Below are 12,102 nucleotides of genomic sequence, written 5' to 3' on the forward strand. Positions count from 1 at the left end.
ACTATAATGAATTCTGTTTATTGCGTCTCCGATTCATTTTCAGGTTCCGCCATGCCGAACTCACCTCATCTGCCCCGCTATGCTCGACAGCAGACTTATGAGTGGAATTACGAGCACGCCCCCGAGCCTATCGATCAGGAAATACCATCAGTCCCGGGCGCATGGTCATTTTGCGGACTGCCGGTCCCTTCTCCCCTGGGAATCCCCGCCGGTCCCTTATTAAATGGGAAATGGGTCCTGTATTATGCCAGCCTCGGCTTTGATGTGTTGACCTACAAAACCGTACGTACCTCACCACGTGCCTGCTATCCCCTGCCCAACCTGCAACCAGTGCAGGCATCCTCACTTAAAGGTACTGAAAGCGAAGTGAAGCTGTCAGATGAAATGCAAGGCAGTTGGGCAGTTTCCTTTGGTATGCCTTCGGTTGCCCCCGATGTCTGGCGTCGCGATGTAGAATGGACACGCAGGCAGTTGCCGGCAGAAAAACTGCTCTCTGTCTCTGTCGTCGGCAGTCTGCAGCCTGGCTGGGCACTGGAAGATCTGGCAGATGATTATGCGCGCTGTGCGAAGTGGGCCATCGAAAGTGGTGCTGACTGTATCGAAACCAATTTCTCCTGCCCGAATGTGTGCACGCGTGATGGACAACTTTATCAGCAACCCGAGGCAGCGTCACTGGTTGCCAGTCGCGTCAAAGCGGTCTCCGGTTCTATTCCCTATCTGATCAAAATCGGCCACCTGTCGGTAAAAGCAGATGCATCTGAATTTCTACAGGCAGTGCTCCCCTTCGCTGCTGGAATCGTCATGACTAACAGTGTAGCAACAACGGTAGTCGATGATCAGGGAACGCGGCTCTTCTCGGGCGAACAGCGTGGCATTTGCGGTGCCGCGACTAAGCAGGCATCGCTGAATCAACTGCGTCTGTTTACAGAACTGATCTCTGAACTCCCCGCCGATCAAACCCGCCCCGATCTGATTTCCTGTGGCGGCATCAGTTCTGCCAGCGATGTCCAGATGTTTCTGGCTTCCGGCGCAAATGCCACCCATCTGGCGACGGCAGCCATGTGTGATCCTCTGATCGCCTGTCAGATACGCAAAGAGCTGGCTGCCACCTGCTGATCTCACACCGCAACACCCGCTGACGCATTAAATTTCGCTTGCGCCAGCGTTTTTTCTGAATCGCCTGGTTTGTCGCTCGACCAGCAACCACAGGTACCGTAAGATGAGGACATGAATGCTATTGTTGTCAAAAACCTGGAAAAAACCTACAAAGTCTACCAGAAAAATGAAGGTGTCTTCGCCTCCATCAAGGGACTGTGGAGGCGCGATTACAAAACAGTTCATGCTGTTTCTGATGTCAGTTTTTCTATTGAACAAGGCGAAATCGTCGCCTTTCTCGGGCCGAATGGTGCCGGGAAAACGACCACTCTCAAGCTGCTTTCCGGCCTTATTTTCCCCTCCGCTGGTGAAGCCACAGTACTGGGACATGTTCCCTGGAAGCGGGAAAATGAATATCGACGCCGCTTTTCCCTGGTCATGGGCCAGAAAAACCAGCTCTGGTGGGACCTGCCGGCACAGGAATCGTTTCGGCTGCATAAAGAAATCTACCGCATCGATCCTCAGCAGTATGATCGCCGGATTGATGAGCTCACCAGCCTGCTCGAAGTCCGCCACCTGATCGGGCAACCAGTTCGGGAACTCTCTCTGGGAGAGCGAATGCGAATGGAGCTGATTGCCGCCCTGCTGCATAAACCAGATGTCCTGCTCCTGGATGAACCAACGATCGGACTGGACGTTGTTTCGCAACGCCGCGTGCAGGAGTTTCTCAAATACTACCAGATCGAACAGAAAACCACCGTCGTTTTGACCAGTCACTATATGAAAGATGTGGAGGCCCTTTGCAAACGCGCCATCATTATCAACCAGGGGCAGATTAAACATGACGGCCCCCTCAGTGATATCCTTGATCGGTTCAGCAACTATAAAATCATGGACGTGCAGTTTGATGGTGACGACATGCCCCGCGACTTTTCACAGTGGGGAGAAGTCATTGAAAATGAAGCACCACGAGTCAAGCTGAAAGTTCCCCGCAACAAAATACCGGAAATTCTCTCGAACCTTCTTTCCAAGTATCGCATCCTGGATGTGGGTGTGCAGGAAAGACCGCTCGAAGAAGTCATCGCAGAAGTATTCACCGAGCAGAAAAATGATGCCCAGCGTCTGCAGGACGAACAGAGTGTCCTGCAGTCTGCCTCCGATTAAAACTGTCCTCTCCCGATTTGAATTTCTACCCTGTTGATAACAGATCTATGATTGCCAGCCTGCGAACTCACTGGATTATCCTCAAAACCTCTGTCGAGGAACGCCTCGTTTATCGGGGTGACTTTGTCTTCGCGACATTTGTACGATTCCTCCCCATTGTCACCCAGATTTTCCTGTGGGGGGCCATCTATGGAATCCATACGACGAAACCAGTCGCTTCGATCAAAGGCTATAACTATAAGGAAATGGTGGCCTACTACCTGCTGGTGATGGTCGGCCGTGCCTTCTCCAGTATGCCCGGCCTGGCCAACGGGATCGCCAATGATGTGCGGGATGGAACGATCAAAAAATACCTGATCCAACCCATCGACATGCTCGGCTACCTGTTCTGGGCCCGCATGGCTCATAAGCTGGTCTATTATATGGTCGCGATCGGACCGTTCATTCTTCTCTTTTATCTCTGTCGCGATTACTTCATCGGCTGGCCAGATGCGTTTACGATTACCGTCTGGGTGTTATCGCTGTTAATGGCATTTCTCGTCGGTTTTTTAATTGAATCTTTGATCGGCCTGATCGCGTTCTGGTTCCTGGAAGTCAGTTCGCTGATCTTTATCTACATGATGCTGAATTATTTTCTCTCCGGGCATATGATTCCTCTCGACCTGTTTCCGGAGCCCTTGAGCAGTTGGATGCAGATGCTGCCGTTCAAGTACCTGGCCTATTTCCCGGGAACCGTCATTCTAGGTAAATATACCCATCAGGAACTGATTTTCGAATTGTCTATCGAAGTTGTCTGGATCATTGTGCTGTTTTCGCTAAATCGTATTGCCTTTCAGCGAGGCATCCGCCGTTATAGCGCCTTCGGGGGTTAAATCCCAAAATACAGGGATCCCCGGCCTTCACAAACTATTAATATCAGCTGAATTCAGCCTGTTTTCAGCCAAACGACCTGCCTGGCCCACCATCTTTCCAGTTTTCCCCCTTAGACGAATCGCAGCCGATCTGCTAAAATGATTTCATAAGGGTTCAGGGCACTTTCCTCACCGGTGTCAGTTTGTTGAACGAGAGGCGCTTCTCCCTTGGGAGACGAACTTGTTTTCCCGGTTCGTGTCCAGTCGTTGTACCCGCCTGCTGCCTCACATTCGAATACAAGACTTTGATGAAATCCGCTCCAACCGGCCAGGATTTCTGATTTCAAAATGCAGGCAGAAGCCGGCAGTGACCAGAGTTTTCTGGTACTGAATGCGTCAATATGTCCTAACTAAAATTAGCCAAATGTCTATTACTCCTATTATCCCTGGTGACGAAGAGGAACCCATATATAACCGGCTGTTCTGGCTGTGCTATCTGGCAAACGTCATGCTGGTCACTGCGAACGCTATTACATTCCGCTTTGCAGATCTGATCACGTATCTCGGAGGAACTGAAGAACTGGTGGGGGATATCGTCAGTTGTGGCGTCTTCGTTGCTCTGATAGCCCGCTTCTTTCTGGGACAGGGAATCGACCGATACGGAGTCCGCCGACTCTGGGCACTCTCTGCCATCATCTTTGTCATCGGCGCTGGTGGCATGACACTCTGCAGATCACTTGGCTGGGAAATCTTCGCGTTGCGTATGTTTTTTGCCACGGGGATTGCCGGGATGTTTACCTGCTCCGTGGTCCACATCCAACAGAAAGTCCCCCATCACCGCCGTACGGAAGTCATTGGCAGTCTTGGCAGCAGTGGATTTGTAGGCATGATCCTGGGGACACAAACCAGTGACTGGATGCTTCGTTCATTTGCACCAGGAAATGCCCAGTTTTATGCGTTATTTGGTATCCCGGCGATTCTGGGGCTCTGCTACTTTGCGATCGTGATTTATGTCACGCAGAATGATATTCACCGCAGGCCCAAAGTCACACCAGCCGCCCATCAGCTGCTGTTCCGTTACTGGCCCGGCCAGGTCGTCGTCGTTGCCATCATGATGGGACTCAGCTTTACAGTCATCAGTGTCTTTTTGACGCGGTTTGTTTCCCAGAAAGAACTGGGGGGGATCGGTACCTTCTTCGCCGGTTATGCGGCTTCTGCGTTCGTCATCCGTATTATGACGCGACGCTGGGGCGAAACAGTGGGTCGCAATAAAATGATTACCCTGGGACTGATGGGACATGCCATCGGCCATACGATTCTCCCTTCCATCACGCAGGAATGGCAGTTGATTGGGCCATCCCTCCTGTGCGGTTTTGGACACGCCCTGCTCTTTCCGGCTGTTGTTTCGCTGGGAACCGAATCATTCCCCTCCCACTACCGGGGCACCGGAACAACAATCGTACTGGGCTTTTTTGACGCAGGAGCCATCATTTTTGCCCCGATCCTGGGAAGTATCATTGACCGCTGGGGATTTACCCCGATGTTCTATACCTCGGCTTCTGTGATGACGCTGACCGCAACTGTTTACACATTGACGGCCAATCACAGCCTGAGTAAAGATATTGCGATTCCACAACAACAGGAGCTGTGTACATCACTTGAAGAGGCCGTTGATTGACATATTCGCCCAAGAAACAACTGTCCGTTTTCAGGACAGTTGAAGCGGGACCGTATCGTCTTAACCAATCGCTCCTGATTCAAGGTCTTGCACTACTTCAGCCAGGACAGCGGGATCAGCAGATTTGAGAACATGGTCAATGCGTGAAGCAGGAACTTCGAGTCGTTCCATCAACTCCTGCGCTTTTTCCCAGAGCTTGGCCTTTTTCTTGCCTTCCGTCAAAAAAAGATTGGTACAGAGTTCAGACAACCTCTGTTGATCGATGGAATCACGATTGTCGTAGTAACGTTTGATCACATCTTTTTGATAATTAGAAAAATCTGCCATTTGAAAAATCGACTCCTGTGATCGTTTCAGCTTAAAATCTGGTTTATAATACCTGGCATACAAGTTGTAGCTGGATATAGGAAACATTTATCGGTTTAAAAGTTCTATAAACTGACTAGAATTTAGTCCCTGTCACAACAATTTGAAATGATTGATTTTACGCAATCTGACCATAATTGTGACTAAAGAAACAGATCTTTTAATAATAATTTAAAGGCAGCCCGCAGAATCTTAAAATTAGTTTCAGATTCGCACTCCCAAGACATCCCAAATATCGTAAAATACCCATTAGTAAAAATTATACAGTATTACCTGAATTAAAAATAAGCGCAACTCAGGTTTTAGACGATAAGAGAACATACAGTATTCACAGCAAATGGCCGAAAGTTCTGATTAGTTGACTCACCAAATTTCTGGGAGTAACATTTTATGCGTTCTCAGCAGTATCTAATGTAATCTTTATCTGATACTCACAACTGTTTGAATCATCTATTAGAAAAAGTGCTGATAGTTCATAAGTCCGGAGCGAAACGTGTCCGTCACACAATTTACTGAGCAGGAATTAAAGGATCTCGAAGAAAAAACGACCATTCCTCGTTTTTTATTCTTACCCCTTGGATTAATAGGACTGGTATGCCTGGCTGTATACTGGCCGAGTAACGCCATTGGCTGGCAGATTTTCTGGACACTTTTTACGTCCTATTGCCTGTTTTGCTGGACCAGTTGTTTTCACGAATGCTCACACCATACCCTCTCTGGTTCTAAAAATGCCAGTATCTGGCTGGGGCGCGTGCTGGGAACAGCGATGTTTGTGCCCTACACCGTCTATCGTGAAAGCCATATTCGCCATCACGCCTATTTGAATAAGCCCAGCGACTGGGAACTCTGGCCTTATTCAGACCCCAATACGTCACTGCGGTTCCGTAGAATTTTTATCTGGTTCGATCTGGGGATGGGCCTGTTCATGGCTCCCTATATTTATGGTCGGATCTTCTGGCATAAAGACTCTCCGCTCACAGACCCCAAAGTACGTCGTACCATCCGCTATGAGTATGCGGTCATGGTTCTCTTCTGGGGAACAGTTCTCGGCTTGTGTGCTTACTATGGTGCGCTCTGGGGACTCCTGCGAGTCTGGTTTCTGCCTCACTACCTGGCTGGTATTTACCAGAACACACGTAAGTTTACAGAACATCTGGGAATGAGCAGCTATGACCCCATGCTGGGTACTCGTACCGTGGTCGGTTCAAACCTGATTACGAAGCTCTGCACCTACTTCAATTTTGATATCTTTGTACATGGACCACATCACCGCCATCCTCGTATTGCTCATAACCTGCTGCTGCAGAAGATGGATGACTATCAGGAAAAAAATCCTGAAGTCAAGTACCCTGTCTTCACGACATACTGGGGGGCGATCATCGACATGGCCCCTGCCTTTATCTTTAAGCCTGGTGTGGGCATGAATGCAGGGGCTCCAGCGCCGGCCAAAGAAAAGAAGCAGATCGACAACTTCGTGCAGGATGTCGCCAAAGAAGTGATCGCCGATGACGACCTTGTCACCAAACCGGTCGATTAGACTGTGTCCTGTTTTACTGTAGCGTCTCCAGAGCTGTTTGGCCCGAGTATATTAGATTGAGAGACGCTATCGTTAAATGTGAAGCGATCTAGCCTGAAACGGGCTTATCGTATCGACATCGAAATGATTCAGAACTGAACTGTGAGGCAACGATTCCCGATGTACGCATAAAAAGTACTTCGTGGTCCTCTCGCCTGTAATTTCTTAACTGTCGCGTTTGTAGAACGGCAGTTCTGTTACTTTTGCAGGAAATCGTGTGCCTCGGATATCTGCTTCCAGGATCTGACCAACATCAGCAAATCCGGGGTCAACATATGCCATCCCGATCGGCAGGTCCAGAGTAGGTGAAAAGGAACCGGAGGTCACAATCCCCACCTGCTGGTCTCCTGAATACAGCAGCGAACCTTCACGGGCTGCCCGCTTCCCTTCCAGGGCAAAACCGATGCGAATCTTTCGATCGTTCCGAGCTTTGGCCGCCACCAGGGCCTCTTTTCCAATGAAATCAGCGGCCTTCAATTTGACAGCGAAATTCAGGCCCGCAGTAAAGGGATCGGTCGCTTCATCCAGTTCATGACCATACAAAGGCATCGCTGCTTCCAGTCGCAGAGTATCCCGACATCCCAGGCCGGCAGGAATCAGTTCGGATGACTCTCCATCGGCGATCAATCGTTCCCAGAGCGCTGCTCCCTCAGAATGATCAAGAACGACTTCAAAACCATCCTCACCAGTATAGCCCGTTCGACTGACCAGGGCATCAACACCTGAAACCCTGGTTTCAATCCCATAATAGTATTTGATATCGCTCAGTTCCGCATCAACCAGTGGGTTCAGAATCCCAAGAGATTGTGGCCCCTGAAGTGCGAGCATGAATTTCTCACGAGTCTGATCTTCAATCTGCACATCAAAATCACTTCGCTGCTGCTCAATCCAGTCCACAATTTTCAGACGATTGGAAGCATTCACTACCAGCATGTAAAAATCAGAGAAGCGGTACACCAGCACGTCATCCAGTATCCCCCCTGATTCATTCGTGACCAGCGAATAGCGGATCTGGCCCGGCTTGAGTGATTCGACACTGTTCGTCAACAACTGATCCAGGAAACGGCAGGCGTCTGGTCCGGTGAAAAACAGCCGTCCCATGTGGGCAATATCAAACAACCCCGCGGTTTTACGCACCGCATGATGCTCTGTGGTGATGTTGGAATAGAGCAGAGGCATTTCCCAGCCCGCAAAATCAACCATACGGCCACCATGGTCGACATGCCACTGATGACAGGCAGTATATAACAAGGGATCAGACACAGATTTCTCTCTTCTCTATTGACTGTTGCTGACAAAATTGATCATAAAAAACAGACGTAATACGCTGTCAATCTCGAGGCTCGTCTATTGTGGAAGCTCAGGCCGAATCTCGCAATCAACACACTCCGCGAATCTGAAATTTCCCAGACTCTTTCACTATAAAAAAAGCGAGGCCCCCGTTTTAGAAGCCTCGCTTTGCTGTAACTGATAAAAATCAATCGCGTATTATTCCTTCGAACACAGTTTGACTCGCAGGTATTCGCGGTTCAGACGGGCAATATTCGAAACGGAAATCTCGGCGGGACAGGCAGCCTCACATTCCTCTGTGTTTGTGCAGTTACCGAATCCTTCCAGATCCATTTGCGCCACCATATTCTGGACACGACTGTCTCGTTCCGGCTTACCTTGAGGCAGCGTCGACAAGTGGGAAACTTTGGCGGAGACAAACAGCATGGCTGAGGCATTCTTACAGGCGGCGACACAGGCACCACAGCCGATGCAGGCTGCTGCGTCCATCGCAGTCTCTTGAACCGGTGCTGGCACTGGAATCGCGTTTGCTTCAGGAGCATTGCCGGTACTGACCGAGATAAAGCCCCCTTTCTCGATGATACGATCAAAGGCACTCCGGTCGACGACCAGGTCACGCACGACGGGAAACGCCTGGGAACGCCAGGGCTCTATCACGATCGTATCGCCGTTGTTAAACCGACGCATATGCAGCTGGCAGGTGGTTGTCCCGGTATCGGGGCCATGTGCCTGGCCATTGATCATCAGGCTGCACATGCCACAGATCCCCTCGCGGCAGTCATGGTCAAAGGCGACCATCTCTTCACCTTCGGCATGCAGTTGCTCATTCAGGACATCCAGCATTTCCAGGAAGGACATATGAACCGAAATCCCAGTCAGCTTATATTCCACGTACTTGCCCGCGGCATCAGCGCCAGGCTGTCGCCACACTCTGAGCGTCAGATCCAGGGTCTCGCTCATTATTTATAACTCCTCGTAGCCAGAGGTACTTCGACAAAATCTAAATGCTCACGGTGTTCCACAGGCTCATTACCGACTCCCGTGAATTCCCAGGCTGCCACGTGACAGAAATTCTCATCGTCGCGAAGCGCCTCATTTTCAGGAGTCTGGTGCTCTTCACGGAAATGACCGCCGCAGGATTCTTCTCGAACCAATGCATCACGCACCATCAACTCACCAAACTCCAGGAAGTCGGCCAGGCGGCCCGCATGCTCCAGGTTCTGGTTCAACTGCTCACCCTGACCGATCACTTTGATACTGGACCAGAACTCATTCCGCAGATCGCGAATCTTACCCATCGCAGTCTCCAAACCCTGGCGTTCCCGCGACATTCCACAGTACTCCCAAAGAATGTGTCCCAGTTGGCGGTGAATACTGTCCGAAGACCGGGTTCCCTGCACTCCCAGAATCTTTGCATTCCAGTCCTGGGCATTTGCCATAGCTTCAGTAAAAGCCTCATCATCAGTCGAAACAGAGGGCAGATTCTGTGAACCAAGATAGTGTCCCGTGGTATAAGGAGCCACAAAGTAGCCATCTGCGAGCCCCTGCATCAGAGCCGAAGCTCCCAGGCGGTTTGCACCATGGTCCGAGAAATTAGCTTCTCCCAGCACGAATAGCCCAGGGATCGTACTCTGCAGATGATAATCCACCCACAGCCCGCCCATCGTATAATGCACGGCAGGATAGATACGCATAGGAACCTGATAAGGATCTTCGCCGGTAATCTTGTGATACATGTGAAACAGGTTGCCATACTTGGCTTCAATTGCATGACGACCATCGCGGATGATCGCATCACGGAAGTCCAGGAATACTGCCTGACTGGTTGCTCCCACACCAAACCCCGCGTCGCAGCGTTCTTTGGCAGCGCGAGAAGCGACATCACGGGGTACCAGGTTCCCAAATGCAGGATACCGACGCTCAAGGTAGTAATCCCGTTCGCTGTCTGGGATCTCGTTTCCACGACGTTTATCGCCGGCAACCAGAGGCACCCAGACCCGGCCATCATTTCTGAGGCTCTCACTCATCAGAGTCAGCTTGGACTGATAGTCGCCACTGACGGGAATACACGTTGGATGGATCTGCGTGTAACAGGGATTCGCAAAGAAGGCCCCGCGTTTATGACAGCGCCAGGCTGCCGTCACATTGGAACCCTTGGCATTCGTCGATAGATAGAACGCGTTTCCATAGCCGCCGGTACATAGCAGCACGCAGTCAGCCGAATATTTTTCGAACTCGCCGGTAATCAGATTCCGAACGATAATGCCCCGTGCAACGCCATCAACTTTCACCAGGTCCAGCATTTCCCGCCGGGGGAAGAGCTCGATACGACCGGCGCCAACCTGTCGCATCAGTGCACTGTAGGCTCCCAGCAGCAGCTGCTGTCCGGTCTGTCCACGGGCATAAAAAGTTCGCGACACCTGGGCACCACCGAAAGAACGGTTTGCCAGAGTTCCGCCATAATCACGCGCAAAGGGAACTCCCTGGGCTGCACACTGGTCGATGATATTATTACTGACCTGCGCCAGGCGATGCACGTTGGCTTCGCGGCTGCGGAAGTCTCCACCTTTGACGGTATCGTAAAACAGTCGCCAGACACTGTCGCCATCGTTGGGATAATTCTTAGCGGCGTTAATCCCCCCCTGTGCGGCGATACTATGTGCACGACGTGGAGAGTCTTGAAAACAGAATGACTGGACCTGATAGCCCAGTTCCGCCAGAGAAGCCGCAGCAGATGCGCCGGCCAGCCCGGTCCCGACGACGATGATTTTTTTCTTCCGTTTGTTCGCCGGATTAACCAGCTTCATTTCCTTCTTGCAACGATCCCATTTCTCGGCCATCGGCCCTTCGGGAACACGAGAATTTAAAACCGTAGTAGCCGCCTCGGCCATGATTTAAACCTTCACAACGGAAACTGTTGAACTATAAAATAATGCTTGAATTCAAACAGAGCTGAATCGCAGACATCAATGAATAAATAATCCCCAAATGGGCAGACTGGCAAAACCGATTGCAATGACTGCTGCAAACAGAATCGCCAACTTCCTGATCCAGGGTGTGTACTTTGGATGATTCAGCCCCAGCGACTGGAACGCACTCCAGAACCCATGGGATAAATGAAACCCGAGTATGATCGTTCCCACTATATAAATCGAAGCACTCCAGCTCCCCAATACCTGTACAATAATGGAATAAGGATCCGCTTCTACAACACCTTCCGGCGTCTCAGTTGTGTAAGTCACAGCAGGATTCAGATGCAGTTTCATATCGATCATATGGACGATCAGAAAAATCAATATGATTGAACCGGAAAGGAACATCCAGGAGCTGGTGCGTCCCAGGGGGGTCCGCCCAAACAGGGAAGGAGGTTCTTCGATCTTACTTTGTCGTTCTTGATAGCTGATGTGCCGCGCCTTGCGGTTATCGCTGGTCAGCTTGAAAGCCAGAGCGATGTGAGCAAACAGCAGCAGAAACAATCCGACTTCCGCCACAGGCAACAGCATCATGCTATGCAACTCATGGGCATATGTGTTGTAAGCATCTGCGCCCACATAAACAAGCAGGTTACCCGCCAGATGCACCACGAGAAAGCCACATAGTAAAAGTCCGGTAATTCCCATCACGAACTTCTGACCAAGCGAAGACGACAGTAATGTCATAATCCATTTTGTCGCTGATTTACCGCCTGCTGATGGAGAGGTTTGCTGTTTCTCAGCTGGTTTCGTCACCATAATCTAGCTCTCACACGGTTGCCCAGAGGCAAGCCATGAATAAGATTGTGATAAATAATTTTGATGCCAGTGACTGACTGTCAATCACTCATCCGGTCATAATTCAGAATGCGTTCTGGCTGCTTCTGAATTGAAGACTTAACTTAAGTTATTATATTTCTTTGCCTTCGAACATCAATCATTACATAATTATAAACTTAGATGCTTTTGTAAAATTCATGGTTTTGTAGAAGTAAATCGATAAATTTCAAGGCACACTTCGTTCTTCGGCCACTTAATTCCAGAAAGTGATCTCACTATCTCAAAACAGGAGGCCCTGCACTCTTACATCGGTCACATTGCCACTGTTCT

The 12,102-nt window shown here is 50.1% G+C and carries 10 protein-coding genes; 5 read left to right on the forward strand and 5 right to left on the reverse strand.

The genetic code is table 11. The features are described 5' to 3' along the window. Window positions 1–51: 51 nt before the first annotated feature. From ACN0YH_RS15140 to ACN0YH_RS15155, 4 genes are all read left to right on the forward strand, one after another. Window positions 52–1,116, forward strand: a complete 1,065-nt coding sequence (locus tag ACN0YH_RS15140) for a hypothetical protein (RefSeq protein ID WP_417380413.1) — start codon at window positions 52–54, stop codon at window positions 1,114–1,116. Window positions 1,117–1,227: 111 nt separating this feature from the next. After that, the gene (locus tag ACN0YH_RS15145) at window positions 1,228–2,259 is read left to right on the forward strand and encodes an ABC transporter ATP-binding protein (protein ID WP_417380414.1); all 1,032 of its coding nucleotides are present in this window, start codon (window positions 1,228–1,230) and stop codon (window positions 2,257–2,259) included. Between the two features lie 47 nt (window positions 2,260–2,306). Next, entirely contained in the window at window positions 2,307–3,131 is an 825-nt protein-coding gene (locus tag ACN0YH_RS15150) for an ABC transporter permease (RefSeq protein ID WP_417380415.1), read from the forward strand. Window positions 3,132–3,534: 403 nt separating this feature from the next. Continuing rightward, entirely contained in the window at window positions 3,535–4,788 is a 1,254-nt protein-coding gene (locus ACN0YH_RS15155; protein WP_417380416.1) for an MFS transporter, read from the forward strand. A gap of 60 nt (window positions 4,789–4,848) precedes the next feature. Here the strand turns inward: ACN0YH_RS15155 and ACN0YH_RS15160 are convergent, their stop codons facing one another. Beyond that, a complete protein-coding gene (locus ACN0YH_RS15160) occupies window positions 4,849–5,115 on the reverse strand; it encodes a hypothetical protein (RefSeq protein WP_417380417.1) in 267 nt (88 codons plus the stop codon). 532 nt (window positions 5,116–5,647) lie between these two features. Here ACN0YH_RS15160 and ACN0YH_RS15165 point away from each other — a divergent pair. Continuing rightward, window positions 5,648–6,691: a fatty acid desaturase family protein gene (locus tag ACN0YH_RS15165; RefSeq protein WP_417380418.1), complete on the forward strand. Its 1,044-nt coding sequence runs from the start codon at window positions 5,648–5,650 to the stop codon at window positions 6,689–6,691. A gap of 204 nt (window positions 6,692–6,895) precedes the next feature. Here the strand turns inward: ACN0YH_RS15165 and gcvT are convergent, their stop codons facing one another. The 4 genes from gcvT to ACN0YH_RS15185 form a co-directional block, all read right to left on the reverse strand. Then, window positions 6,896–7,993 carry a glycine cleavage system aminomethyltransferase GcvT gene (gene gcvT, locus ACN0YH_RS15170; protein WP_417380419.1) on the reverse strand — a complete coding sequence of 366 codons (1,098 nt, stop codon included), beginning with the start codon at window positions 7,991–7,993 and terminating at the stop codon, window positions 6,896–6,898. A gap of 225 nt (window positions 7,994–8,218) precedes the next feature. After that, on the reverse strand, window positions 8,219–8,980 hold the full coding sequence (locus ACN0YH_RS15175) for a succinate dehydrogenase/fumarate reductase iron-sulfur subunit (protein ID WP_417380420.1): 762 nt from the start codon (window positions 8,978–8,980) through the stop codon (window positions 8,219–8,221). Next, the gene (locus ACN0YH_RS15180; protein ID WP_417380421.1) at window positions 8,980–10,911 is read right to left on the reverse strand and encodes a fumarate reductase/succinate dehydrogenase flavoprotein subunit; all 1,932 of its coding nucleotides are present in this window, start codon (window positions 10,909–10,911) and stop codon (window positions 8,980–8,982) included. Before ACN0YH_RS15180 ends, ACN0YH_RS15175 begins: the two co-directional genes overlap by 1 nt. A gap of 75 nt (window positions 10,912–10,986) precedes the next feature. Then, entirely contained in the window at window positions 10,987–11,751 is a 765-nt protein-coding gene (locus tag ACN0YH_RS15185; protein WP_417380422.1) for a succinate dehydrogenase cytochrome b subunit, read from the reverse strand. Between the last annotated feature and the right edge of the window lie 351 nt (window positions 11,752–12,102).

Source organism: Gimesia sp., from assembly GCF_048262075.1.
Taxonomy (GTDB): Bacteria; Planctomycetota; Planctomycetia; order Planctomycetales; family Planctomycetaceae; genus Gimesia.

What these genes read in the sequence shown, in the direction of transcription:
- ACN0YH_RS15140 (WP_417380413.1), top strand. Translation starts at nt 52, where the DNA reads ATGCCGAACTCACCTCATCTGCCCCGCTATGCTCGACAGCAGACTTAT.
- ACN0YH_RS15145 (WP_417380414.1), top strand. Translation starts at nt 1,228, where the DNA reads ATGAATGCTATTGTTGTCAAAAACCTGGAAAAAACCTACAAAGTCTAC.
- ACN0YH_RS15150 (WP_417380415.1), top strand. Translation starts at nt 2,307, where the DNA reads ATGATTGCCAGCCTGCGAACTCACTGGATTATCCTCAAAACCTCTGTC.
- ACN0YH_RS15155 (WP_417380416.1), top strand. Translation starts at nt 3,535, where the DNA reads ATGTCTATTACTCCTATTATCCCTGGTGACGAAGAGGAACCCATATAT.
- ACN0YH_RS15160 (WP_417380417.1), bottom strand. Translation starts at nt 5,115, where the DNA reads ATGGCAGATTTTTCTAATTATCAAAAAGATGTGATCAAACGTTACTAC.
- ACN0YH_RS15175 (WP_417380420.1), bottom strand. Translation starts at nt 8,980, where the DNA reads ATGAGCGAGACCCTGGATCTGACGCTCAGAGTGTGGCGACAGCCTGGC.
- ACN0YH_RS15180 (WP_417380421.1), bottom strand. Translation starts at nt 10,911, where the DNA reads ATGGCCGAGGCGGCTACTACGGTTTTAAATTCTCGTGTTCCCGAAGGG.
- ACN0YH_RS15185 (WP_417380422.1), bottom strand. Translation starts at nt 11,751, where the DNA reads ATGGTGACGAAACCAGCTGAGAAACAGCAAACCTCTCCATCAGCAGGC.